At 70.9% G+C, this 24,002-nt stretch carries 20 protein-coding genes, 1 tRNA gene and 1 pseudogene; 1 reads left to right on the top strand and 21 read right to left on the bottom strand.

The annotated features are described in order from the left end of the window. The 9 genes from ACWDR3_RS38640 to ACWDR3_RS38600 form a co-directional block, all read right to left on the bottom strand. The coding region (locus ACWDR3_RS38640) for a substrate-binding domain-containing protein (RefSeq protein WP_450357262.1) at positions 1-725 on the bottom strand (725 nt) is incomplete at its 3' end. A gap of 272 nt (positions 726-997) precedes the next feature. Then, a complete protein-coding gene (locus ACWDR3_RS38635; RefSeq protein WP_450357261.1) occupies positions 998-1,846 on the bottom strand; it encodes a sugar phosphate isomerase/epimerase family protein in 849 nt (282 codons plus the stop codon). 173 nt (positions 1,847-2,019) lie between these two features. Continuing rightward, positions 2,020-2,907, bottom strand: a complete 888-nt coding sequence (locus ACWDR3_RS38630; RefSeq protein WP_450357260.1) for a sugar phosphate isomerase/epimerase family protein — start codon at positions 2,905-2,907, stop codon at positions 2,020-2,022. Next, entirely contained in the window at positions 2,904-3,851 is a 948-nt protein-coding gene (locus tag ACWDR3_RS38625; RefSeq protein WP_450357259.1) for an NAD(P)-dependent oxidoreductase, read from the bottom strand. The genes ACWDR3_RS38630 and ACWDR3_RS38625 overlap by 4 nt, the downstream gene beginning before the upstream one ends. A gap of 4 nt (positions 3,852-3,855) precedes the next feature. Further along, on the bottom strand, positions 3,856-5,073 hold the full coding sequence (locus tag ACWDR3_RS38620) for a Gfo/Idh/MocA family protein (protein ID WP_450357258.1): 1,218 nt from the start codon (positions 5,071-5,073) through the stop codon (positions 3,856-3,858). Next, a complete protein-coding gene (locus ACWDR3_RS38615) occupies positions 5,070-5,888 on the bottom strand; it encodes an HpcH/HpaI aldolase family protein (protein ID WP_450357257.1) in 819 nt (272 codons plus the stop codon). Before ACWDR3_RS38615 ends, ACWDR3_RS38620 begins: the two co-directional genes overlap by 4 nt. Beyond that, positions 5,885-7,849, bottom strand: a complete 1,965-nt coding sequence (iolD, locus tag ACWDR3_RS38610) for a 3D-(3,5/4)-trihydroxycyclohexane-1,2-dione acylhydrolase (decyclizing) (RefSeq protein WP_450357256.1) — start codon at positions 7,847-7,849, stop codon at positions 5,885-5,887. Before iolD ends, ACWDR3_RS38615 begins: the two co-directional genes overlap by 4 nt. A 46-nt stretch (positions 7,850-7,895) precedes the next feature. Continuing rightward, positions 7,896-9,338 carry an aldehyde dehydrogenase family protein gene (locus ACWDR3_RS38605; RefSeq protein WP_450357255.1) on the bottom strand — a complete coding sequence of 481 codons (1,443 nt, stop codon included), beginning with the start codon at positions 9,336-9,338 and terminating at the stop codon, positions 7,896-7,898. A 90-nt stretch (positions 9,339-9,428) separates the two neighbouring features. Then, positions 9,429-10,304 (bottom strand): helix-turn-helix transcriptional regulator, encoded by an 876-nt coding sequence (locus ACWDR3_RS38600; RefSeq protein ID WP_450357254.1) that lies wholly within the window; start codon positions 10,302-10,304, stop codon positions 9,429-9,431. Between the two features lie 211 nt (positions 10,305-10,515). On the opposite strand from ACWDR3_RS38600, the gene ACWDR3_RS38595 reads away from it, so the two are divergent. Further along, positions 10,516-11,346 (top strand): SDR family oxidoreductase, encoded by an 831-nt coding sequence (locus ACWDR3_RS38595; RefSeq protein ID WP_450357253.1) that lies wholly within the window; start codon positions 10,516-10,518, stop codon positions 11,344-11,346. 7 nt (positions 11,347-11,353) lie between these two features. Here ACWDR3_RS38595 and ACWDR3_RS38590 read toward each other — a convergent pair whose 3' ends face one another. The 12 genes and pseudogenes from ACWDR3_RS38590 to ACWDR3_RS38535 all read right to left on the bottom strand — a co-directional run. Continuing rightward, the gene (locus ACWDR3_RS38590; protein WP_450357252.1) at positions 11,354-12,607 is read right to left on the bottom strand and encodes a serine hydrolase domain-containing protein; all 1,254 of its coding nucleotides are present in this window, start codon (positions 12,605-12,607) and stop codon (positions 11,354-11,356) included. Positions 12,608-12,644: 37 nt separating this feature from the next. Continuing rightward, entirely contained in the window at positions 12,645-13,475 is an 831-nt protein-coding gene (locus ACWDR3_RS38585) for an ATP-binding cassette domain-containing protein (RefSeq protein WP_450357251.1), read from the bottom strand. Between the two features lie 71 nt (positions 13,476-13,546). Next, positions 13,547-15,484: a dipeptide/oligopeptide/nickel ABC transporter permease/ATP-binding protein gene (locus ACWDR3_RS38580; protein ID WP_450357250.1), complete on the bottom strand. Its 1,938-nt coding sequence runs from the start codon at positions 15,482-15,484 to the stop codon at positions 13,547-13,549. After that, positions 15,481-16,404, bottom strand: coding sequence for an ABC transporter permease (locus ACWDR3_RS38575; RefSeq protein ID WP_450357263.1), 924 nt, complete (start codon positions 16,402-16,404; stop codon positions 15,481-15,483). Before ACWDR3_RS38575 ends, ACWDR3_RS38580 begins: the two co-directional genes overlap by 4 nt. A gap of 46 nt (positions 16,405-16,450) precedes the next feature. After that, positions 16,451-18,013, bottom strand: coding sequence for an ABC transporter substrate-binding protein (locus ACWDR3_RS38570; protein ID WP_450357249.1), 1,563 nt, complete (start codon positions 18,011-18,013; stop codon positions 16,451-16,453). A gap of 407 nt (positions 18,014-18,420) precedes the next feature. Further along, positions 18,421-19,149, bottom strand: coding sequence for an IclR family transcriptional regulator (locus ACWDR3_RS38565; protein ID WP_450357248.1), 729 nt, complete (start codon positions 19,147-19,149; stop codon positions 18,421-18,423). 135 nt (positions 19,150-19,284) lie between these two features. Then, a tRNA-Pro gene (locus tag ACWDR3_RS38560) sits at positions 19,285-19,358 on the bottom strand. Between the two features lie 159 nt (positions 19,359-19,517). After that, positions 19,518-20,879 (bottom strand): MFS transporter, encoded by a 1,362-nt coding sequence (locus ACWDR3_RS38555; protein WP_450357247.1) that lies wholly within the window; start codon positions 20,877-20,879, stop codon positions 19,518-19,520. Positions 20,880-20,967: 88 nt separating this feature from the next. Beyond that, positions 20,968-21,327 carry an MmcQ/YjbR family DNA-binding protein gene (locus ACWDR3_RS38550; RefSeq protein WP_450357246.1) on the bottom strand — a complete coding sequence of 120 codons (360 nt, stop codon included), beginning with the start codon at positions 21,325-21,327 and terminating at the stop codon, positions 20,968-20,970. A 55-nt stretch (positions 21,328-21,382) separates the two neighbouring features. After that, on the bottom strand, positions 21,383-21,919 hold the full coding sequence (locus tag ACWDR3_RS38545; protein ID WP_450357245.1) for an N-acetyltransferase family protein: 537 nt from the start codon (positions 21,917-21,919) through the stop codon (positions 21,383-21,385). 125 nt (positions 21,920-22,044) lie between these two features. Next, on the bottom strand, positions 22,045-22,947 hold the full coding sequence (locus ACWDR3_RS38540; protein ID WP_450357244.1) for a LysR family transcriptional regulator: 903 nt from the start codon (positions 22,945-22,947) through the stop codon (positions 22,045-22,047). Positions 22,948-23,026: 79 nt separating this feature from the next. Continuing rightward, positions 23,027-23,899: pseudogene (locus ACWDR3_RS38535) on the bottom strand (glycine C-acetyltransferase); the annotation flags it as partial. Between the last annotated feature and the right edge of the window lie 103 nt (positions 23,900-24,002).

Genomic DNA, 24,002 nt, shown 5'->3' with positions numbered 1-24,002 from the left:
GCGCCGAGCGTGGTGACGTAGTCGATCGAGGAGTCCGTCTTGAGCTTGGCGGTGATCGTCGACTTCACCGACGGCATGTCCGTGCCGTTGACGTAGAGGATGTCGGTCTTGCCCTTGAAGGTCTTCTTCACGCCGGCGCAGCGGGCCTCCAGGGCGACCTGGCCCTGTTCCATGATCACGCAGACGGTGTGCTTGGCACCGGCCTCGTTGAGCCTGCGGCCGAACGCCTCACCGGCGATGCTCTCGTCCTGCCCGAAGTACTCGAGCAGGCCCTGCTTCTGCCAGTCCTGCACACCGGTGTTGAAGCCGACGACGGGGATGCCCGCCTGCTCCGCCTTGGCGACCACGGCCTTCATCGCGTCCGGCTTAGCCAGGGTGACCGCGATGCCGTCGACCTTCTGGTCGATCGCGTTCTGCACCAGGTTCGACTGGTTGGGGCCGTTGGGGTCGCTGGAGTAGACGAGCTTGACGTTGTCCTTGGCGGCGGCGGCCTGGGCGCCCTTGCGGATGGTGTCCCAGAAGGTGTCACCGGGAGCCGCGTGGGTGATCATCGCGATCGTCATGCGGGGAGTGGTGGCCTTGCCGGCCGCGATGTCGTTCCCGCTCTCGTCGGCCTTCTTGCCGCCGGAGCTGCTGGAGCATCCGGCCACGAGCAGCGCGGCGGCAGCTGCCGCCGCGACGACGGGGGCGATTCTGCGTGAGCGGGGGTGGGCGTTACGGTCCATCTTTCCTGCACCTCACTGTGCTTCAGGGGAAAGGGAGCAGCGGATGACCTTGCGAACTCCGCGGATCACGTGCTGTTAACACGGCTGTTGCCTATGACGAGATAGAACCGTCATGCCACCCTCAGGTCAACGTTTGTAATGACATCATTTACCCATCAAGGAAAGACGTCGGAGCAATTACTTGAAAGGCATTTCGTGTGGCCCCTACACGCGAAAAGGCCGGTCGACCCTGGAATTAACCACGGGTCGACCGGCCGATGCCTCTGCGGTCTTTACCTCACCAGCGCCGCAACGGTGCGGAACGCCGCCGCCGCGGCCTCCCGCACCGGCAGTGCGCGGTGCGTGTCGGAGAGGATCTCCACGCCCCAGGGGCCGCGGAAGCCGGCCGTGCGGAGCGCGGCGATGATGCCGGGGAGATCGAAGGACCCCTCCCCGCACAGCCTGCGGCGATGGACGGTGTCCTCGAAGAGCGTGCCCACGACGTCCGTGTCGGCGTCGTCGAGTTCCACGCCGACGATCCGCGATCCCGGTATCTCCGCCAGTTCGGCGGGCGGGGTGTGGGCGCGCTCGGTGTGCCAGGCGTCGATGATGAGGCCGCCCGCCGGATGACCCGCGGTCTCGACCAGCAGGAGCCCGTCGTGCACGGTCTTGAGGTTGGACCAGGGCAGGGGCTCGACCCCGAGCCGGGCGCCCACGTCTTCGGCCTGCGCCGCCAGCACGGCGAACTCCTTGGCCCAGACGTCCAGGTCCCAGGGCTCGTCCGCCACGTCGGGGCCGATCTTGAAGGTGAGTGCGCCGAGCGCCTCGATGGCCCGCAGCATGCCGGCGCGGACGGCGTCCGACGCGGCCCGCCTGGGTCCGTCGGCCCACCAGTCGGTCAGCAGCTCCAGTTCGATGTGGTCGATCCCGTTGTCCGCGAAGAGGGTCCGGACACCGGCGAGGCCGTACTCGCGCTCGGCCTCCAGCAGGTCCACGTACAGCATTCCGAAAGCTGTGAATCCGGCGTCGCGGGCGGCTTCCACGCGTTCTCTCAGGTTCAGCGGACTTCGCTGGTCCTCCTCATCGGGTGCGGTGTCGCCCGCGGTGGTCCAGCACGTGGCCAGAAATTCGTCAGCGCTCATTTCCGTTTCCTGGATTCCTCATGTCCGGATTCTCAAGTCCGGATCCTCATCCGGAAAGGCGGGCGCCCAATAGTCCCGGCATTCTTGGGCGCTCCGCACTTCCCGGTCAATCCCTCGGAAGACATCAAATACACATCAGACGATGTACGACTACGCGACTGTGCGCAGCACCGCTACGCGACTCCGCGCAGCACCGTGCGCAGGTGCTCGGCGCTGGCCCACACGTCCTCGACCGGTCCCTTGGACGTGGGCTCCTCGGTCAGGATGGTGTCCTGCTCCAGGACGTACCAGCCGTCGTAGCCGCGTGCGCTGAGGTGGGTGACGATGGCCTCCACGTCCACGTCCCCGGCGCCCAGCGGGCGGTACATGCCCTCGCGCACGGCGTCCGTGTAACTGAGCCGCCCGTCCTGGACCTTGGCGGCGAGGGAGGCGTCCACGTCCTTCATGTGGGTGTGGGCGATGCGCTCGGGCGCCTGCCGGGTGAGCTCGGCCGGGTCGGTGCCGCCGATGAGGAGGTGGCCGGTGTCGAGGCAGAGCGAGATCGCCGAGTGCTCCAGGACGCGGCGGACCTCGTCGCCGTTCTCGATCATCGTGCCGACGTGCGGGTGCAGGACGGCGCGTACGCCGCGTTCGGCGGCCAGCGCGGCGAGCCGGTCGAGGTTGGACAGCAGCAGCTTCCAGCCGTCGGCGTCCAGTTCGGGTCGGGAGTCGTAGCCGTCCTGGCCGGTGACGGCCGACAGAACGAGCACCTCCGCCTTCGAGGCGTCGTAGCCCGCCAGGAGCTGCTCGGCCTCGGGCAGCGGGTCGTGTCCGGGCACGTGCAGCAGCAGCGGGGTGAAGCCGCCGACCGCGTGCAGGTCGTGGTCGGCGAGCGTGCGGGCCATGGCGTCCGGCGCGGCGGGCAGGAAGCCCTCCGGGCCGAACTCGGTGGCGGCCAGGCCGACCTCGCGCATCTCGTTCAGTACCCGCTCGGGCGTCAACTGGTAGCCCCAGCCCGGGACTTCGCACACGCCCCAGGAGATGGGGGCGCCGGCGATCCGGTTCAGCGGTGAGGTGGTCATGCCGTGGCCTTTCGGTGGTTCCAGTCTGGGTTGGCGACCGCGGTCGGCGGGCGGCCCGCGAGGACGTCCGCGACACCGCGGGCGGCGTCGACGAAGGTCAGTGTCATGGCCCGGCGCGTCATGCCCATCAGGTGCGGGGTCAGGACGACGTCCGGGTGGTCGAACAGGGGGTGGTAGAGGGCCGGCTCGGGATCGAACACGTCCAGTCCTACCCCGGACAGGCGTCCGGATTCCAGAGCGGCCAGAGCGGCATCGGCGTCGAGCAGCCCACCGCGGCCGCAGTTGATCAGGATCGCGCCCGGCTTGACGCGGGCCAGCAGGCGCTCGTCCACGAGGTGCCGGGTCTCCTCGACGAGCGGTGCGTGCAGGGTCAACACGTCGCAGGCCTCGGCGAGTTCACCGAGGTCGGCGCAGGCGATCCCGGCCGGCGGCGGGCTGAAGGGGTCGTACGCGAGTGTCCGCATGCCGAAGGCGGCGGCGAGTTCGCCCACCCGGCGGCCGATGCGGCCGTATCCGACGATCCCGAGGGTGGCGCCGTCCAGATCGCCGACCGGTACGGCGTTCCGGCGGGCCCACTGTCCGTCCCGTACCAGCTCGGTCAGTGGTTTCAGCCGCTTGGTGAGGTGCAGGGCCATGGCGAAGACGCCCTCGGCCACGGCCCGGCTGCCGCTGTTGGGGGTGATGACCACGGGGATCCCGCGGTCGGAGGCCGCCGCCACGTCGACCAGGTCGACGCCGACTCCGGTGCGGGCGACGACCCGCAGCCGCGGCGCCCGCCGCAGGAGGTCCTCGTCGACGCGCCGGTCGGCGCGCACGATGGCCCCCTCGGCGACCGCGAGGTCCTCGGGCGTGGGGTCGGTGACGAAGGTGACGCTCTCGCCGAGGACCGGGGCCACGGTGGCGATGTCGACCGGGCCGAGGGCCACCACGACATGCTTGCTCATACGATCAACTCCGCGCCGCATGACCGAAGTTCGCGCCCGGCACCGCGAGCACCGACTGCCAGGAGCCGCTCTCGGCGGAGGCCGCGGCGGCCGCGATGACCTCGGCGACGGCGTGCGCGTCCTCGATGGTCGAGTTGTGGTGCTCGATGCCGGCGACGGCGGCGAGGAACTTCTTGGCCTCGATCACCTTGAGGTCGTCGTAGCCCATGCTGTTGCCGGGGCCGGGCTGGAAGCTGGCGTAGTCGCCCATGTGTCCGTTGCCGAGCACGGTCGTGTAGCCCTGTTGGGGGCCGCTGCGGTCGAGGGCGACGCGCAGTTCGTTCATGCGCTCGAAGTTCCAGGTCACCGAGCCGTCGGTGCCGTAGATCTCGAAGCCGATGCCGCACTGCGGGCCGACGATGACGCGCGAGGCTTCCAGGGTGCCGACGGCTCCGCCGTGGAAGCGGACGAGGGCGGCGCTGTAGTCGTCGTTCTCCACGGGCGCCATCTCGCCGTCCTCGATCACCGCGAAGTGCGTGCCCGAACCCATGGGCAGGAGCGGGCGTTCTGTGTAGACGGTGCTGGTGAGGGCGGAGACCTCGTCGATCGGGGCGACGACATAGCTGACCAGGTCCACGACGTGGCTCAGCAGGTCGCCGAGCGCGCCGTGCCCTGCCAGGTCCCGCTTGAAGCGCCAGGACAGGGCGCCCTTGGGCTCGGAGGCGTAGCCGGAGAAGAAGGTGGCGCGGACGTTGGTGATCCGGCCCAGGCGGCCCTCGGCGATCAGTTCGCGGGCGCGTTCGACGGCGGGGGCGTGGCGGTAGTTGTAGCCGATGGAGGTGACGACCCCGGCCGCGCGGGCGGCTGCGGCGACCTCGGCGGTCTCCTCGGCGCCGCGTCCGACGGGCTTCTCGATCCAGAAGGGCTTGCCGGCCTTGGCGGCGGCGATGCCTATTTCGTGGTGGAGGAGGTTGGGCGCGCAGATCGAGACGACCTCGACCTCCGGGTCGTCGAGGACGGCCCGGTAGTCGGTGCCGGCCCGCTCGTAGCCGAGGACGTCACGGGCGTAGGCCGCGCGGTCCTCGGCGGTGTCGGCGGCGTGGACGAGACGGGGCTTGATGCCGAGCTCGGGGTAGACGGACGGGAGGGCCTGGTAGGCACGGCTGTGCAGCTTGCCCATCCAGCCGACGCTGATCAGTCCGACACCGATCTCGCGTGCGGCGCCCGGGTTGTCGGTGGTCATGATCGTGCCTCCTGGGGGTCCTCGGTGTCCTGTTCCCGGGCCTGGCCGAGCGCGGTGGTCAGGGCCGCTGCCAGCAGCGTCGCGTCCGAGCCGATGGCGATGAACGTCCAGCCCTCGGCGCGCTTCGCGGCCGCGGCCGCGCCGTCGGGGACGAGCAGTCCGCAGGCCTTGCCGTGTGCGGCGGCGGCCTTGCGGACGCGTTCCAGCGCCTCTCGGTAGACCGGTGCGCCGAACTCGCCGGGCACGCCGAGGTCGTGGCTGAGGTCGCGGGGGCCGACGAACAGGACGTCGACGCCGTCCAGGGCTGCTATCGCCTCGACCTCCGCCAGCGAACTCGCCGACTCGATCTGGACCACGCCGAGGATCTCGCCCTCCCGGTCCAGCGCCCCGGCGTCGAGCCCGAAGCGGCAGGCCCGGTTGTAGGTGGCCACGCCCCGGTCCCCGGCGGGCGGGTACCTCAAGTGCCGTAGCGCGTCGGCGACTTCGGCCGCCGTGTCGAGGCGCGGCAGCATGATCCCGGCGGCGCCCAGGTCGAGGACGCGGCCGATGCGGATGCGGGCCGCGGACTCGACGCGTACGACGGTCGGGACGCCGTAGGACGCGGCGACGGGGAAGACCGTACGGGCCTGTTCCTCTCCCCCGGCGCCGTGTTCGAGGTCGAGCAGCAGCCAGTCGGGGCCGGAGGCGGCGCACACCTCGGCCGAGACCGGCGCGGCGGTGCCGATGAAGGTGCCCAACGTGACCTCGCCGGCGGCGAGTCGGGCGCGCAGACGGCCGTGGTCCAGAGGCGAACGGCCCAGGGAGGTGGGACTCATCCGTACCACCTCTGCGACGCCAGGCCCTCTTCGTACTCGGCGCGCAGTTGCGCGACCGCCTCCTGCTCGGAGACCTCGGCCGGGGCCACGTCCCACCAGACGCCGGCGCCGGGCAGGTCCGCGTGCGGGATCACGGGGACCACCAGGACGACCGGGCCGTTGTGGTCGCGGGTCTCGGCCAGCGCGGCACGCACCTCGTCGGCGGTCGTGGCGCGCAGGGCCCGGGCGCCCAGGCCCTCGGCGGTCTTGACGAGGTCGACCTGGAGGTAACCGCCTTCGAGACGGGCGGACTTGCCGGAGCCGATCTCCAGGCTGCCGTCGCGGTAGCGGAACTCGTTGCCGAACTCCCGCCCGCTGCGCAGCATCTGGAGCCGGTGGATGACCTGGTAGCCGTGGTTCTCCGGGATCACGATCGTGATCGGCAGCCTCTCCTGCGCGGCCGTGACCAGCTCGGTCGGCGCCATGAGGAAGGTTCCGTCGCCGAGCAGGGACAGCACGCGCTTGGACGGGTCCGGCTGGGCGAAGCGCACGCCGATCGCGGCGGGCAGCTCGTAGCCCATGCAGGAGAACCCGAACTCCAGGTGGGCGTACCGGCCTTCGGTGGCGTCCCACACCTTCTGGAGGTCACCGGGCGGACCGCCGGCGGCGGCGATGATCGTGTCGCCGGCCTGCGCGTGCTCCTGGAGCAGACCGATCAACTGGCCCTGGGTCAGGGCGGCTTCGGTGTCGCGCACGACGTCGGAGTCGTCGGGCAGCGCCGCGAGGTCGAAGGGCACGTCCGGGTCGAGGGCGGCGGCTCGCTCGGCCCGCCACCGCTCGTCCAGCGTGCGCACCTTCTGCTGCCAACTGTCGGACGTGGTCGTGCCGTTGGACCGTACGGCCTCGGTCAGCGCGGCGAGGGCGCGCTTGGCGTCGGCCACGATGCCGGTCGCGCCCAGGCGGCCCGCGTCGTGCACATTGACGTTGATGCTGGCGAATCGCACGTCCGGGTTCTCGAAGAGGGAGTGCGAGGCGGTCGCGAAGTCCGTCAGCCGCGAGCCCACGGTGAGCACGAAGTCGGCTTCCCGGGCAAGGGTGTTGACCGCCGGGGTGCCCTCCAGACCGATGCCGCCGAGCTGCCACCAGGCACGGCGCTGGACGGCGCCCTTGCCCGCGAACGTCTCCACGACCGGGACACCCGCCGCGTCGGCGAGCGCCTCCAACTCCTCGCCTGCACCGGAGTACACGACCCCGCCACCGGCGATGATCAGCGGCTTCTCCGCCTCGGCGAACAGCCGCGCGACCACCGCGACCTCGTCGGCGTCCGGCGCGGGGCGGCGGATCGGCCAGTCGTGCTCGGCGAAGAACGCGGCCGGGTAGTCGTAGGCGTGGGACTGGATGTCCTGCGGCAGCGAGACGACGACCGCGCCGGTGTCGACGTCCGTGAGGGCCCGCATCGCGGTGGGCAGCGCGGTCAGCAGCTGCTCGGGGCGGGTGATGCGGTCGAAGAAGCGGGAGACCGGACGGAAGGCGTCGTTCACCGAGGCGTCCGCCTCGATGGGGTGCTGGAGCTGCTGAAGTACCGGGCCTTGGTGGCGCGTCGCGTAGGTGTCGCCGGGCAGCAGCAGGACGGGCAGCCGGTTGACGGTGGCGAGGCCCGCGCCGGTCACCATGTTCAGGGCGCCGGGTCCGATGGAGGCGGTGACCGCCAAAGTGGCATGCCTGCGCGAGGCCTTGGCGTAGGCCGTCGCGATGTGGACCAGCCCCTGCTCGTTGCGGCCCTGGACGAAGGGGAGTTGGTCGCTGAGCTGGTCGAGGGCCTGGCCGAGGCCTGCCACGTTGCCGTGCCCGAAGATGCCGAGCGCGGCCGGTACGAGCCGGCGGCGCTCCCCGTCGGCCACGGAGTACTGCCGGGAGAGATAGGTGACGACGGCCTGGGCGACGGTGAGGCGCACCGTGCCCTGTTGCGTCCGGTCGGTCATGAGTCGGCTCCTGATCGGGGATGTGTACGGGGACGCGGTGGTCGGGTCACCAGGGACGGCCGTGCAGGACGACGGTCTTGACCTCGGTCATCTCGCTGACGGCGGCCCGGGGGCCCTCCTTGCCGTAGCCGCTGCCCTTGAGGCCGCCGTACGGCATGAGGTCGGCGCGCCACAGGGGCGTCCAGTTGATGTGGACGGAGCCGGCGTCGATCTCCCGGATGGCGCGGACCGCGCCGGCGACGTCGGAGGTGAAGATGCCGGCGCCGAGGCCGTAGTCGGTGCCGTTGGCCTGGGCGATGGCGGACTCCCAGTCGGCGGCCGAGCTGACGGCGACGGCGGGTCCGAACAACTCCTGCTGGCTGAAGGGCGAGTTGGGGTCGACGTCGGCCACGACGGCCGGGGACACCACGGTCCCGTCCCGCTCGCCGCCGGTCAGGATGCGTGCGCCGTCCGCGCCCGCCTGCGCGATGGCCCGCTCCACCCGCTCCGCCTCGGCGGTCGTGATCAGGGAGCCCATGGTCGTGTCGGCGGAGGACGGGTCGCCGGTCCGGATGGCCTTGACCTTCGGGACCAGGGCGTCGAGAAAGTCGCCGGTGATCGACGGGTGCGTGATCACGCGCTGGACAGAGATGCACACCTGTCCGGCGTTGACGTAACCGCCCAACGCGACGGCGCTCGCGGCCAGTTCGAGGTCGGCGTCGGGGAGGACGACCACCGGGCAGGAGGCGCCCAGTTCGAGGGAGAGCTTCTTCACGCCGGCGACGCGGGCGATGTGGTCGCCGGTCGACGTCGAGCCGGTGAAGGAGATCTTCCGTACGCGGGGGTCGGTGACGAGGAGGTCCCCCAGTACCCCGCCGGAGCCGACGAGCACCGAGAGCACGCCCTCGGGCAGCCCGGCGTCCACGAAGCACTCGGCGAGCGCCAGCGCGGTCAGCGGGGTGGTGGTGGCCGGCTTGAGGACGACCGCGTTGCCCGCGGCGAGCGCCGGTGCCAGCTTGTGCAGCACGAGCAGGGCCGGGTAGTTGAAGGGCGTGATGGCCACGACCACTCCGCAGGGCTGGCGCAGCGTGAAGCCGACCTTGTCCTGCCCGGTGCCGCGGTTGGCGTCCAACGGGAGGGTCTCGCCGTAGAGTTGAGTGCCCTCGAAGGCGGCGAGACGGATCAGGTCGCCGGAGCGCGATGCCTCACCGGTGGCCTCGGTGATGGTCTTGCCCGACTCACCGCTGATGGTCTTCGCGATCTCGGGGGCCCGCTGGTCGGCGAGCTCCGCCGCGCGCAGCAGGATGGTCATCCGCTCGTGCGCGGGGGTGCGCCGCCATACCGCGGCGCCCCGCTCGGCCGCCGCCAGGGCCACCTCGACGTCCTCGGGGCCGGCCAACGCCACGGTACCGACGGTCTTGCCGTCGAAGGGCGACGTCACGTCGTGGGTCCGTCCCGACCCCGCCGACGCCTGCCACCGGCTTCCGATGAGTAGCTCCGCAGGCACCATTGCCTTCTCCCTCCAGAAACCGCCAAGCCGTTTACCTGGCCGTAACGGTAGGTCGGCCACCGGCCTTTTTTGAAGGGGCGGAATCCATCATTATCGCCTCAACGGGTACGTCTTTTTTCCATCATTCTGCTCGGCGGCCCATGCGGAGAGGACCGTCATGGCCTCGTCCGTCGGTGAACCGGGATCGGCCAGGAACGTGAAGAGGGTCTGGTCCGGGTCGCCCGGAAAGGTCAACGCCTCGGTGTGGAGGGTGAGTCGGCCGACGATCGGGTGGCGCAGGACCTTCGTGTCGTGGCTGGGTTCGACCACCTTCTGCCCCGCCCACCAGCGCAGGAAGCGGTCGCTCTTGATGGACAGTTCACCCACGAGTTCGGCGGTGCGGGTGTCGTCGGGATGCCGTGCCGCGTCCATCCGCAGCGTGCCGACGAAGATGGTGGCGACCTTCTCCCAGTCGTCCGCGAAGAGCGACCGCGCGGCCTCGTCGAGCATCACCCAGCGCACGGCGTTGCGTTCCCGGACAGGCATCGCGTCGAAGTCGGCGAGCAGTGCGCGGGCCATCCGGTTGCTCGCCAGAATGTCGGTGCGCCGGCCCAGGACGAAGGCCGGCGTGTCCCCGAGCCGGGCGAGCAACGCGTGCACCCCGGGACGTACCTTCTGGACGCTACGAGAGGTGCGGCGCCGCCCGCCGGCCGGTCGGCGCGCCACCGTGTGCAGGTAGCTGCGTTCGGCGGGGTCGAGCTGCAGCGCGTTCGCGAGGGCGTCGAGGACCGAGTCCGAGGGCGTGATGGGCCTGCCCTGTTCCAGGCGCGTGTAGTAGTCCACGCTGACGCCCGCCAGCGCCGCCAGTTCCTCCCTGCGCAGTCCGGGGACCCGGCGCGGGGCCGCGTCGGGAATGCCGAGGCGCTGCGGATCGATCGCCGCGCGCCGCGCCCGCAGGAAGTCGCCGAGGTCTTCGTTCCGCTCCATGCCCCCATGGTCGCGCGCGCCGGGGGACCGTGCCGCGACGAAGGTGGCCCTCCGCGTCCCAGGAAGCGGAGGGCCGCTTCCGAGGTCCGCGCGGCCCTCCCCCGGCGGTTGGCTTGGGAAGGGAAACACCGCGGCGAAACACCGCCCCGGTGCCCCTTTCCCCCGCACCCCGCCGTGCCTGTCGCACGGCCCACCACAGGGAGTCCCCGACATGCCTTCCACCTGGCTCATCACCGGCGCGACCTCGGGCTTCGGCCGTCTGGTCGCCGCCCGCGCCCTCGCCGCCGACGCCCATGTGATCGCGGTCGGCCGCCGCAGCGACCGACTCGCGGAACTGGCCGACAGCGCCTCGCACGGGCGGGTCACCACGGTCCCGCTGGACATCACCGCGCCGGACGCGGAGGAGGTCCTGGCCGACGTCGTGCGTGCGGCTGGAGGCCGCCTGGACGTCCTGGTGAACAACGCGGGCTACGGCCTGTTCGGCGCCGTCGAGCAGATCGACGCCGCCGAGGCCCGCGCGATCTTCGACACCAACGTGCTGGCCAACCTCGCCGTCCTGCGCGCCACGCTCCCCGCACTGCGGGCGGCCCAGGGCCGGGTCGTGCAGATCTCCTCCCTCATCGGCCAGTTCGCCTGGCCCTCCTCGGGCCTGTACTCGGCGTCCAAGGGCGCGGTCGAGCTGATCGGCGAGGCCCTCGCCCACGAACTGGCCCCCGCCGGCGTCAAGGTCACCATCGTCGAACCGGGCACCTTCGCAACGGAGTTCGCCACCAGCCTCCACGTCGTCGCTCCGAACGACGTCTACGCGCCGACCGTCGGCAAGTTCCTCACCGACTTCTCCGAGCTGCCGCCCGAGGCCTTCGGCGACCCCGACACCGTGGCCGATGCGATCATCGCGGTCACGGCACTGGACGAGCCGCCGCTGCGGCTGGCCGTGGGCGCCGACGCCATCGAGAACATCCGTGCCTCGCTCCGCTCCCGCCTGGCCGAACTCGACCGCTGGGAGTCCTTCCCCCGCGTACCGGTCGGCCAGGGCGTCTGAGCGCGGTTCAGCCGGTCATCGCCTGGTAGACGAGGTTCCGCAACTGCCTCCGGAGAGGCGTCCGGTGCCTGCCCCACGTGACGACCTGCGTGCAGAACACCGCCGTGACCCCGTCGACCGGGTCCACGAAGAAGTGCGTGTTCGCCGCACCGGACCAGCCGAACTCCCCCTTGTTGCCGAAGGATCCGGCGACCACGGGATCCGTGACGACATAGAACCCCAGCCCGAAACCGCAGCCGCGGTGCTCGTCGTCGGGGTACAGCCCGAAGGAGTTGATGTCGGCACCGCCGGGCAGGTGGTTGGCCGTCATGAGCCCGAGGGTCCGGGGCCCGAGCAGCCGCTCGCCGTCGAGTTCGCCGCCACGCACGAGCATGGCGGCGAACCGGTGGTAGTCCTCCAGGGTCGACACCAATCCGGGGACACCGCTGCCGGACGGGAACGGGGCCGGCTCGCGGAAGGTGGGCCGCAGTTCCTGGTTCACGGTGAGCCGGCCCGATGCGGGGTCCGGGCTGTAGATCTCGGCCAGGTCCGGAATCCGCTCGGGCGCGAGCGCGAACGTCGTGTCGGTCATCCCGAGCGGGCCGAGCACGTTGGCCTCGATGGACGTGTCGAGGGGCTCGCCACTGGCGACCTCGATGATCCGGCCGAGTACGTCGACGCCGAGCGAGTAGTTCCACGCGGTGCCCGGTTCGAACAGCAGCGGGAGTCCGCCCACATCGGCGCACATCTGCCGGAGCGTGGCGCCCGGCAGCGGGAGCACGTCCTGTCCGGCCTCGCGGTACAGCGCGTCCACCGGGTTCATGTGGGCGAGGCCGAGGGTCAACCCCCCTGTGTGCGTGAGGAGATGGCCCACGGTCACCGGGTGAGCGGCCGACCGGACCCGTACGCTCCCCGGCGATCCGCCGTCGTACACCGCCATGTCCGCGAACTCGGGGATGTACGCGCCGACCGGGTCGTCGAGTCCGAGCAGCCCCCGCTCCACCAGCATCATGACGGCGACGGACGTCACCGGTTTCGTCATGGAGTACAGGCGCCACAGGGTTCCGGGCTCGACAGGAAGCCCCAGTTCGAGATCACGGAGTCCGCCGCCAGCCGCGTACACGGGCTCTCCGTGGCGCGCCACGAGCGCCGACCAGCCCGGGATGACGCCGAGTTCGGTCTGCCGGTCGAAGAACTCGGCGATCCGGCCCAGTCGTTCGGCGCTGAAGCCGGACCGCTCCGGGGGCTTGGTGACGCCGAACCGGTCGGCGAACTGCTGCATGTGTGCCTCCGTGTAAGGGAGTTGGGGAGCGCCCGCGTCAGCGGGCGGAGGGCGCCGGGGAGCCGTCGACCCCGGCCGCCGCCAACAGCTTTCGGGTGTAGGGGTGTTCCGGGTCGGCGTAGACCTCCTCGGTCGTGCCCTTCTCCACCACGTCACCGCGGTACAGGACGACGATCCGCTGGGCGAGGTGCCGGACCACGGCGAGGTCGTGGGAGATGAACAAGTAGCTGACGCCCGTCTCCCGTTGGAGCTCGCTGAAGAGGTTGAGGACCTGCGCCTGGACGGACAGGTCGAGCGCGCTGACCGGTTCGTCGCACACGATGAGCTTCGGCGACATCACCAGGGCCCGGGCGATCGCGATCCGCTGCCGCTGGCCGCCGGAGAACTGGCGCGGGTAACGCTCCGCCGCCTCGGCCGGCAGCCCCACCAACGCCAGCACCTCGCGCACCCGTTCCAGGACCACGGAACGCTCGTCCCGCGCGTGCACGAGAAGCGGTTCGGCCAGGGTCTGGCCCACGGTCAGCGCCGGGTTGAGCGAACCGTTGGGGTCCTGGAAGACGGCCTGGATGCTCTTGCTCAGCTCCCTGCGCCGGGCACCGCCGGCATGGGTGATGTCCTGGCCGTCGAACCGGATCGTGCCCTGCGTCGCGGCCGTGAGCCCGAGCACGGCACGCCCCAGGGTGGACTTCCCGGAACCGGACTCCCCGACCAGCGCGACGGTCTCCCCCGGCCGGACGTCCAGGGACACGTCCCGGATGGCCGCGGCGCCCTTGCCACGACGGTGGTACGACACCGACAGGCCACGGATGTCGAGCAGCGGCTGCCCGGCCGGGCTCCCACCGCTGGCGCTCACACCGTTCGTGCTCACGCCACTCGCGCTCACACCGTTCGTGCTCACACCGTTCGTGCTCACTCCATGCGTACTCCCGCCGGTCGTGCTCACTGGGACACCTCCAGCAGTTCTTCGCTCAGCTCGTCGCCCGCCAGGATGCAGCGGGCGACGCCCTGGTCATCGGGCTGGGTCAGGGCGATCGGCGCCTCGGTGCACCGGGCGACCCGGTCGGGACACCGGTCCGCGAAGTGGCAGCCGACGGGCCACTGCCCCGGGGGCGGCACGGTGCCGGGGATGGTCGGGATGGGCTCGCCCACCGCCGCGAGCCGCGGGTTCGCGGCCAGCAGCTTGCGGGTGTACGGGTGCATCGGCGCGGTCATGACCCGCTCGGTCGGACCGGCCTCCACGACCTGGCCCGCGTACATGACCAGGGCGGTGTCGCAGGCCTCGGCGATGACGTCCCAGTCGTGGCTGATCATCAGCAGGGCCATGCCCGTGTCCCGCTGGATCGTGCGCAGCAGTTGGACGATCTCGCGCTGGACGGTGACATCGAGCGCCGTGGTCGGTTCGTCGGCGACGAGGATGCGCGGGCGGCCGGCCAGCGCGACGGCGATGGAGACGCGCTGCGCCATACCGCCGGAGATCTGCGACGGGCGCAGCTTCAACACCCGTTCTGGGTCGGGGAGTTGGACCTGGGCGAGCAGTTCGCGGGCCCGGAGTGTGGCCTCCTTGCGGGAGAGCTTCTCGTGGGCGCGCACGGCCTCGCGCAGGAGTTGGCCGATGGTGAACAGGGGGTCGAGGCCGACCATGGGCTCCTGCGAGATGAAGGCGATGGTGCCGCCGCGCAGCGCTCGCCACTGGGCCGGTCCGAACGAGCCGACGTCGACGCCGTCGATCTCGACCGTGCCCGAGGAGACGCGGGCTCCGCTCGGCAGCAGGCCGAGCAGCGCGAGGCCGGTCATGGACTTGCCGCAGCCGGACTCGCCGACCAGTCCGACCGTGCGGCCCTGCCCCACGGACAGGCTGACGTCGCTGATCAGCTGGACCTCGCCGTGCTCGGTGTCCGCGGTGACGGTCACCTTGGTGAGCCGTACGACCGGATCGGGTTCCGCGAGCAGCCAGGCGTCGTCGGATTCCGGCACCGAGGCCTCGGTCACCACCGGGGCGGACACCTTGCGGCGCCGGGTCGGCGCCGCATGCGACACACCGGACCAGCGCTCGGCGAGCATGTCGCGCAGGCCGTCGCCGAGGACGATCAGCGCGGCGGCCGTGACGGCGACGAGGCCGCCGGTCGGGATGGCCAGCCAGAGGCTCTCGTTGAGGGTCTGCGCGGCGTCGGCCATCATGCCGCCCCAGGACGGAGCGGGCGGCTTCACACCGAGGCCGATGGCGTTCAGGCCGGCCGCGATCAGCAGGGTGTTGGCGCAGGCCAGGGCCGCGTTCACCAGGATCAGGCCGGTGATCCGCGGCAGCACGTGCCGGCGGGCCACCCGCCAGTTGCCGAGCCCGGACACCCGCGCGGCGGCGACGTAGGTCTCCCGGCCGACCGTCAGCGAGGCCGACCGGACGACCCGCATCATGCCGGGTACCGACAGCAGGCCGATCACGATCATGGCCGCGGTCATGCTCTGCGAGAACAGGGCCAGCACGATCAGCAGCAGGATGATGCCGGGGATCGACATCACCACGTCGGCCAGCCGCATCAGCACCGCGTCGACCCGGCCCCGGCGCAGACCGGCGATCAGACCGAAGGGAACCGCGATCACCAGGGTGATCACCACGGCGATCGCGATCTCCCGGAACGTGTCCGCGCCGCCGTACATCAGACGCGACAGCACGTCACGGCCGAGCCGGTCGGTGCCGAGCAGGTGCTTCGCGCTCGGCCCGCTCAGCGCCGCGGCGAAGTCCGCCTGCTGCGCCGGGTACGGGGCGAGCCACTTGGCGCCGAACGACGCGATCAGCTCCAGGACCAGGATCACGGCCGGGATCACGATGCGGAGCCGGCGCAGGGCGCGGCGGAGGAAGGGGACTTGAGGTGTGCTCATGCGGCGACCGCCTGTGGGTTGAGCCAGCCGATGGCGAGGTCGAGCAGGAGATTCAGTCCGACCACGATGAGGGTGAAGTAGACCGCCACACCCTGGATGACCGGGATGTCGCCGCTGGACGCGGCCGTGACCGCCGCGCTGCCCAGGCCGGGCAGGCCGAAGAGTTCCTCGATCACCACGGCCGAGCCGAGCAGACCGATGAGGTTGTTGCCCGCCACGGTCAGGACGGTGACCGAGACGTGCCGCAGGGAGTGCTTGAACAGGATCGAGCGCTCGCTGATGCCGTTGGCCCGCAGGTTGCGCACGAAGTCCCGGTTCAGTACGTCGGCGAACTGCTCCCGCGTCTGCTTGGCGATCACCGTGATCAGCGCGAAGGCCAGCGCCGCCACCGGCAGCACCAGCGAGCGCGCCCAGCCGCCGGCGGACGTCCCGAAGAACACGTAACCGTTGGCGGGCAGCAGCCCGAACCGGGTGTTGAAGATCCAGATGCCCAGCAGCCCGACCCAGAAGGCGGGGATGGTCATGCCGGCGATGGACGCGGTGTCCGCGGCGAGCCGCGTGGAGCGCCCGCCGCGGGCGCTGGCCATGCCCAGGACGACCCCGATGAGCAGGGCGAGCAGGGTGGTCGCGATCACCAGGGAGAGGGTCACCCCCAGCCGGGTGTTGAGGGTGCCCGAGACCGACTCGTTGTTGCTGATCGACCGGCCGAGGTCGCCGTGGACTGCGTCCGTCAACCAGGCCCAGTAGCGCTCCCAGACCGGCTGGTCCAGATGGAGGCGGTGCCGCAGCGCGGCGATGGCCTGGGGTGAGGCGGTCAGGCCTCCGATGGACCGGGCGGCGTCACCCGGGATGAACAGCTGGAGGAAGAAGGTGAGCGCCGAGACGAAGAGCAGCAGGGGCACAGCCTGCACGATCCGCATTCCGCTGGTTCGCCACATGACGGGATGCCTTTCTCTCTCGGGAGGGTCACTTGGTGGCGTACAGGGACGTCAGATCCGGGGTGAGGTTGGTGGTCGAGAGGTCGACGCCCTTCAGACCCGGCCGTACGTAGACGATCTTCTCCATGGCGACCATCGGGATCGTCCACGACAGGTCGGACAGCCGCTGTTCGAACTTCTGCCAGCCCTGCTCCTGGAGCTCGGCGGTCGGTGCGGAGGCCGCCTGGCCGTAGAGCGTGTCGAGCTGCTTGTCGCTGACCTTGAGCGGGTTGCCCCAGCTGAAGAGGAGGTCGTTGCCCTGGGCGTACGGCGGGGCGATGCCGGCGCCGTAGTCGAACATCATGCCCGCGTACTTGGAGTAGGTGGAGAAGAGCTCGTTCACGTTCGCCGGGACGTTGATCTTGACGTTGATCCCGATGTTCGCCATCTCCGCGGCGAAGGCCTCCGCGGCCTGGGACTCGCCGACGCCGGTGAGGTTCACGGTGATGGGCAGGGTGAAGCCGTTGGGGTAACCCGCCTCCGCCAGAAGCTTCTTGGCCTTGTCGACGTCGTAGGGGTACTTCCCCTCGCTGCCCTCCGTGTAGCCGCTCGTGTTCGCGAGGACGGGATAGTCCCAGCCCTTGGCGTACGAGCCGTACAGGGCCTTGGCGATCGAGTCCCGGTTGAGGCCGTACATCATGGCCTGCCGTACGCGCAGGTCGCCCAGCGCCTTGACCATGGTGCCCGCCCGGTCCTGGATCATCAGCTGCATGATCGAGTAGGGGCTCGACAGGACCTGGATTCCGGCGGACTTGGCGGCCTTCGCGGTCGTGGAGTCGCCGAGCGCGTAGTCGACCTCACCGGAGCGGAAAGCGCTCAGCGTGGTGTTCTCGTCCTTGATGACCTTGACGACGACTTTCTTCCAGTGCACACGCGACTTGTCGTAGTAGGTGGGGTTGGGGACGTACGTGTACGTCTGGCCGGAGACCGTCTGCGCCGCGTCGATCACATACGGTCCGGCGCCGTGCGTGGTGGTCCCGAGTTCGCTGGTCTTGGTGAGGCCGATGGGGCTGATGATCTCTCCTGTGGTCGGTCTGGAGAGATAGAGCGGCAGCAGCGGATCGGACGTCTTGAGGTGGATTCGGAGTTTGAGCGCGGAAAGGACGTCGATCTTCTCCACGGGCGCGAGGTCGGCCGCGAGCGGACCGCCGGCCTTGGCGTAGTACTGAAGTGATTTCTTCACGCCGTCGGCGGTGAGTGCGGAACCGTCGTTGAATTTCACGCCGGAGCGCAGAGTGATGTCGAAGGTCTTGCTGTCGGAGCCTACGAAGCCCCATTTCGTCGCGAGGGCCGGCGTGTACTTGCCGTTCGGGGCCTGCCGCATCAGCGTGTCGTAGGCCAGCTCGAAGAAGTACTGCTGCGGGTCGGAGGAACCGCCCAGTGCCGGGTTGAGGCTGTTGGGCGCGATGGCCGAGGCGACCGTCAGGACGTTGGGGTCCTGGGCCTTCGCGGTGCTGGACGCGGCACCGCCTCCGCCGCCGCACGCGGTGGTCAGGAGTGCCAGCCCGGCGGCGCCGACGGTGACGGTGAGAGTGAGGCGCGAGCGATTCATCTGAATCTCCGGCGTTGAGGCGTCGAATGGGAACGCGGGGTTCACCGGGCGTGGGGAAGGAGGCCACCGTCATGGTGGCTGCTCCGTGGTGTGGGTCCGCGGGATATCGAGGGCGTCCCGGCCCGATGCGGAGCCGGTGTCGGTGGTACTCCACCCAGAGGTGCGAATATGCCGTTCAGTCGACTCTTGTGGAGGTCGGCCTGAATAGTGTGTGGGGCCCGGCCGGTGCGGTCGGTGCTTTCACGGCGGTATTGCGCATGAAGGCCGCCTTTCAGCGGAACCCCTGGAATCGAGTGCGCTCATTATTCGGTCCACCGGGCCGATTCCCGCACCACTGGGGTCCGCTCAGCGGACCGTTACCCAAACGAGGCGTGCCGCTCCCGCGGTGCGTCCACGGGCGCGTCGGCTCACTGGTCGCTCATCGCGGTGATCGCTTTGGTGATGCCGCGGCCCGCCCTCTCCAGCAGGCCCACGTACTGGCGCACGTCGGCCCGGAACACGGGCGCGGTCACCGACATCGCGCCCATGGTCGCTCCCGTGGCGCCGAGCAGCGGAATGGCGACGCTCAGATAGCCGAGCCGGGTCTGCTCGTGCTCCACCGCGTATCCGGCGGCGCGCGCCTGCGTCACCTCCTGGAGCAACTGGCCCGGGGAGCACACCGTGTACGGGGTCATCCGCTCCATGGGCGCGCCGATGACGTCGTCCAGGCGCGCGCGGGGGCCGAACGCGAGCAGCACCTTGCCCGTGGCGGTGCAGTGCATCGGCATCCGGCCGGCCACCCGGGACGGTTTGACCTGGCCGTGTCCGGTGACCTTCTCCAGGTACAGGACGTCCAGACCGTCGGGCACGGCCAGATGGACGGTCTCATTGGTGGCCTTGTGGAGATCCTCCATGTACGGGCGGGCCGCCTCACGCAGGATGCGCTGCCGCGGCACCCGCAGGCCGATCTCGAAGAGCCGCATCCCCAGCCGGTAGTCCGACCCGCTCCGCTCCAGCACGCCCCACTGGATCAGCTCCTGCGCGAGCCGGTGGACGGAGGCCTTGGCGACTCCGGAGCGGCGGGTGATCTCGGTCAGGCTGAGATGGTCGTCATCGGGACCGAACGCCTCCAGGATGAGCTGGACCTTCCGGAGCACGCTGTTGGCGCCTGCGTCTGTGGCGTCCTCGGAATCACGGGGTTCCGGCCTCATGGCGCACCCGCCGTCCGCTAATGACCGAAGGGGCGGTCCCGGATTCCTCCGAAACCACCCCTGATCTGCGACTCCTTCGAGTCGGGACGACAGGATTTGAACCTGCGACCCCTTGACCCCCAGTCAAGTGCGCTACCAAGCTGCGCCACGTCCCGGTGCCCGTCTGACCTGGGGTTTCCCCCGGCCGAACACGCATGGAAACAATACCGCACTCGGGTCGGTGGTCGCGCACGCCTTTTTGTCCAGCACGCCTTTCGTCAGCGCACCCGCTGTCTCCCAGGCCTTTCGCCCCGCCCGACGTCCGCGCCGCCCCGTCACCCCGGCTGCGGACACTCCCGCTCGGGTGTGGCCAGCGGACCCGACCCCGCCGTCGGCCCGTCCGCCCGCACCAGATCGCGGATCGCCGGTACGACGAGGAGGGCGACCGGGACGGCGAGGCTGACCGCGCCCGCGACGAGGAGGACCTGGTCGGCGCCGAGTGCCGAGGCGGCGGGGCCGGCCAGGGCCTGGCCGACCGGCATCATCGCGAGGGACCCGGCCACGTCGTACGCGTGGATGCGGTTGAGGACGTCGGGCGGGACCTGCGTCTGCACGCTGGTCGCCCACATCACGCCCCAGAACGACATCCCGGCCCCGGCGACGGCCGCACCGGCCGCCATGGCGGGGACGCCGAGGCCGGCCCCGACGGACGCCGGAAAACCGGCGAAGAGGAACAGGGAGACCGCGCCGGCCCGCAGCATGCGCCGGGGTCTCAGCCGCAGGGCGAGCAGGCCGCCGACGACCGTGCCCGCGCCGAGGGCGGAGTTGACCAGGCCGTAGGCGCGCGGGCCGTGCTGCTGCACCACCTCCGTCGCCACCAGCGGAACCGACGGCCCCCATACGGCGATCATGTACACGCACCAGATCGCGATCACGCCCCACAGCCAGGTACGTGACCTGAACTCCCGCCAGCCTTCGACCAGATCGGCCCGGAAGGCGCTTCCGCCGTGCCCGGTCGGACCGCTGTCCGGGGCGAGCGGCGGCAGCCGGAGCAGCAGCAGACACAGCGCGCTGACCGCGTACGTGGCGGCGTGGGCGGCGAAGACTCCGCCGGGTGAGGCGAAGCCGACCAGCAGGCCCGCGGCGGCGGGGCCGCCGAGCTGGGCGGCGGACTCGGCGATGCGGATCGCGCCGTTCGCGCCCTGGATGTCGGAGGCGAGCCGGGGCACCGTGCTGGCGACGCCGGGCTGGAAGACGGCCCCCGCGACGCCGTTGGCGAAGCCGATCGCGCAGACCTGCCACAGGACGACGTGGCCGGAGTAGAAGAGGACGGCCGCGAGTGCCTGGGTGCCGAGGCGCACCAGGTCGGCGCCGATCATCAGCTTGCGGGTGTCGAACCGGTCGGCGATGACCCCGCCGAAGACGACGAGCCCGGCGAAGGCGGCGACCGTCGAGGCCATCGCCAGCCCGACCGCGCCCACCCCGTACCCGTGCTGGAGCAGACCCGCCGCGAGGGCGACGGGCAGCATGGTGTCACCGAGCCGGGCCACGGCCCGGGCGACGAAGAACAGCGCGAAGTCCCACGACCACACGGGCCGTTGCTCACGGGGCCTCCCGGACGCATCCGACGAGCCGGCTCCCCCCGGCGAACCCGTTCCCCCCGTCGAGTCCGCCGTCGGCCCCGGATGTGACGACATCCCTGCCATCCCCTCGCGTCCCCCTCCTCGCCCGCCACGAACAACCCCGGGATCATGCCACGCGGTGCCGACAACGCCCGAGAGGATTTCAGTCCGCGGTCGGCAGCCCCAACTCGGGGTAGGAGTCGAGCAGTCGGGTCGGGGCCGCCTGGCGCCAGGAGTCGGCGAGGATGTCGTGCAGTTCGCCCTCGTCCTCCAGCGCGGACAGCCGGACCCGCACCCAGGCGAACTGCGCCTCGTGGTCGGCGATCCAGAACTTCTCCGGCTCGGCGAGGGCCAGTTCGTCGCGCTCCTCCTTGGGGCAGCGCACGGCGATGGAGGTCTCGTCCTCGGGCACTGTGGCGAACATCTTTCCCGCGACCCGGAACGTGGGCATGTTCCAGGCGATCTTCTCCGTCGTGTCCGGCAGAGCAAGGGCGACACGGCGTACGTCTTCGGCGTCCGGCATGCCTCGCACGGTAGCGCCTCGCACTGACAACCACCTGGTGAGAGCGCCGATCCCCTCAAGCGGTGGCGGCTGGTCCGGCCCCCAGCCGCTTGTAGTAGATCGACGTCGGCCGCAGCACCCCGCCGGGGTCCGCCGCGTAGTCCGGGATCGCGCCGATCCTGGTCCAACCCGCCCCGCCGTAGAGCCGTTCGGCGAGGCTGTCGGTCTCGGTGTCCAGGTGGAGGAGGGTGATGCCGGACGCGACGGCGGCCTCCTCGGCGGTGCTGAGGAGGGTGCGCCCGAGGCCCTGACCGCGGGCGTCGCGGTGCACCATCAGCTTGACCAACTCGGCCCGGTGACGGCTGTTGGGCTTGCCCGGGAAGGCGAGGCTGACCGTGCCGACGATTCGGTCCCCGTCCTGAGCGGCCCAGACGGCGAGTTGGCCCGCGGCCACGCCCGCCGCCCGCTCCTCCCACCAGGCGAGAGCCTCCGCGCGGTCGAGCGGCGCGAGGAACCCGACGGAGGCGCCACCGTCCACGGTGTCGACCAGCAACTCGGCCAACTCGCCCAGCTGCGCGCGCAGTTCACCGCCATCAAGCCTCCGCACGATCACGGCAGCACCACCGCCGACCGTTCCTCGGCGAGTTCACAGGGGGGACTTTGCACACTCGGGAGGCTATCCCGTACACGAAACGCGCAGGTTAAGTGCGACTCACTCTCCAGCCGCCCTGCCGACCGTCACTCCCGAGCCGCCGCACCCAGCGCGTCCAGCACCGGCCTGATCAGTGGATGCTCCTCCGCGCCACGGCGTACGGCCGCGAAGACCCGGCGCGTGGGCGCGACTCCGTCGACGGGCCGGACGACCACGCCGGCGAGGTCCATGCCGATCAGCGCCGAGCGCGGCACGAGGGCGACGCCCGCGCCGGCCGAGGCCAGGGCGACGACCGCGCGGAAGTCGTCCGAGGAGTGTTCGAGCCGGGGCTGGAAGCCGGCGCTCTCGCAGGCGAGGACCACCACGTCGTGGCAGGGGTTGCCGGGGTACGGGCCGATCCACGCGTCCTTGGCCAGCTCCGCGAGCGGCACCTCGGCGGCGTCGGCCAGGTGGTGCGAGACCGGCACGACGGCGTCGAAGGGCTCGGCGTACAGCGGCACGTGGGTCAGCCGGGGGTCATCGGCCGCCGGCGCCCCGCGGTACTCCACGGCCACCGCCACGTCGACCTGCCGGTCGAGGACCATCGGCAGGCTGGCGTCGCCCTCCGCGTCCTGGACCCGGATCCGGATGCCGGGCGCGGTCGAGGCGAGCCAGGCCAGCGCGGGCGCCACGACCAGGGCGATGCCGGTCGCGAAGGAGGCGACGGTGACCGTCCCGGCGGCACCGGAGCTGTACGCGGCGAGCTCGGCCTCGGCCCGCTCCAGCTGGGCGAGCACGGCGTTGGTGTGGCCGAGCAGGATCTCGCCGGCGGCGGTGAGCCGTACCCCCTTGGCCCCGCGCTCGACCAGTCGGTGGCCCGTCTCCTGTTCCAGCGCGGCAAGCTGTTGGGAGACGGCGGAGGGGGTGAGGTAGAGGGCTGCCGCGGCGGCCGTCACCGTGCGGTGGTCGGCCACCGCACGGAGGATGTGGAGCCGCCGCGCTTCGATCATGGGATCGATTGTCTCAAACGCGCCCGTCGAACCCGGCACGCGCAGGGATCGACCCCACTCACGCTCCCCCAGGTCTCCCTCAGCCCTGCTCGGTCTCCAGCTCCGCCCGAGCCGACACGAACGCCTCCACCGCGCGGTTCACGTCCTCCGTGGAGTGCGCCGCCGACAGCTGGACGCGGATCCGGGCCTGGCCCTGCGGCACCACCGGGTAGGAGAAGCCGATCACGTACACGCCCCGCTCCAGGAGCAGCTCCGCGAGGCGGCCCGCCTTCGCCGCGTCGCCGATCATCACGGGCGCGATGGCGTGGTCGCCGGGGAGGATCTCGAAGCCCTCCTCGGTCATCCGGCGCCGGAACAGCGCGGTGTTCTCGCCGAGCCGGACGCGGAGGTCGTCGGCCGACTCCAGCAGGTCGAGCACCTTGAGGGAGGCCGCCGCGATCACGGGGGCGAGGGTGTTGGAGAAGAGGTACGGGCGCGAGCGCTGGCGGAGCAGGGCGACGATCTCGGCGCGGGCTGCGACGTAACCGCCGGAGGCGCCGCCGAGGGCCTTGCCCAGGGTGCCGGTGATGATGTCGACGCGGTCCATGACGCCGTGCAGCTCGGGGGTGCCGCGGCCGCCGGGGCCGACGAAGCCGACGGCGTGCGAGTCGTCGACCATGACCATGGCGTCGTAGCGGTCGGCGAGGTCGCAGATCTCGCGCAGCGGGGCCACGTACCCGTCCATCGAGAACACGCCGTCGGTGACGATCAGCCGCCGTCGCGCGTCGGACGCGTCCTTCAACTGCCGTTCCAGATCGGCCAGATCACGGTTGGCGTAGCGGAAGCGGCGGGCCTTGGACAGGCGGATGCCGTCGATGATCGAGGCGTGGTTGAGGGCGTCGGAGATCACCGCGTCCTCGGGGCCGAGCAGCGTCTCGAAGACACCGCCGTTGGCGTCGAAGCAGTCCAGGAACGCGAAGTCACGAGCCCCTGCTCGGCATTCTTGGCCGCCATGCGGGCACCGTAGCAGAGAATCAAGATTATTGCACGTACATTAAATGCGTTTGCATTCCATG

The organism is Streptomyces sp. NPDC001002 (genome assembly GCF_053599215.1).
The sequence above is the reverse complement of the archived record's forward strand: the minus strand, read 5'-3'. Positions and strand labels throughout refer to the sequence as shown.

Bases quoted from the DNA above. Each gene is read 5' to 3' on its own strand.
- ACWDR3_RS38630 (WP_450357260.1), bottom strand. From the start codon at position 2,907: ATGACCACCTCACCGCTGAACCGGATCGCCGGCGCCCCCATCTCCTGG.
- ACWDR3_RS38580 (WP_450357250.1), bottom strand. From the start codon at position 15,484: ATGAGCACACCTCAAGTCCCCTTCCTCCGCCGCGCCCTGCGCCGGCTC.
- ACWDR3_RS38575 (WP_450357263.1), bottom strand. From the start codon at position 16,404: ATGCGGATCGTGCAGGCTGTGCCCCTGCTGCTCTTCGTCTCGGCGCTC.
- ACWDR3_RS38620 (WP_450357258.1), bottom strand. From the start codon at position 5,073: ATGACCACCGACAACCCGGGCGCCGCACGCGAGATCGGTGTCGGACTG.
- ACWDR3_RS38540 (WP_450357244.1), bottom strand. From the start codon at position 22,947: ATGATCGAAGCGCGGCGGCTCCACATCCTCCGTGCGGTGGCCGACCAC.
- ACWDR3_RS38570 (WP_450357249.1), bottom strand. From the start codon at position 18,013: ATGAATCGCTCGCGCCTCACTCTCACCGTCACCGTCGGCGCCGCCGGG.
- ACWDR3_RS38635 (WP_450357261.1), bottom strand. From the start codon at position 1,846: ATGAGCGCTGACGAATTTCTGGCCACGTGCTGGACCACCGCGGGCGAC.
- ACWDR3_RS38625 (WP_450357259.1), bottom strand. From the start codon at position 3,851: ATGAGCAAGCATGTCGTGGTGGCCCTCGGCCCGGTCGACATCGCCACC.
- ACWDR3_RS38595 (WP_450357253.1), top strand. From the start codon at position 10,516: ATGCCTTCCACCTGGCTCATCACCGGCGCGACCTCGGGCTTCGGCCGT.
- ACWDR3_RS38605 (WP_450357255.1), bottom strand. From the start codon at position 9,338: ATGGTGCCTGCGGAGCTACTCATCGGAAGCCGGTGGCAGGCGTCGGCG.
- ACWDR3_RS38615 (WP_450357257.1), bottom strand. From the start codon at position 5,888: ATGAGTCCCACCTCCCTGGGCCGTTCGCCTCTGGACCACGGCCGTCTG.
- ACWDR3_RS38555 (WP_450357247.1), bottom strand. From the start codon at position 20,879: ATGTCGTCACATCCGGGGCCGACGGCGGACTCGACGGGGGGAACGGGT.
- iolD (WP_450357256.1), bottom strand. From the start codon at position 7,849: ATGACCGACCGGACGCAACAGGGCACGGTGCGCCTCACCGTCGCCCAG.
- ACWDR3_RS38600 (WP_450357254.1), bottom strand. From the start codon at position 10,304: ATGGAGCGGAACGAAGACCTCGGCGACTTCCTGCGGGCGCGGCGCGCG.
- ACWDR3_RS38590 (WP_450357252.1), bottom strand. From the start codon at position 12,607: ATGCAGCAGTTCGCCGACCGGTTCGGCGTCACCAAGCCCCCGGAGCGG.
- ACWDR3_RS38550 (WP_450357246.1), bottom strand. From the start codon at position 21,327: ATGCCGGACGCCGAAGACGTACGCCGTGTCGCCCTTGCTCTGCCGGAC.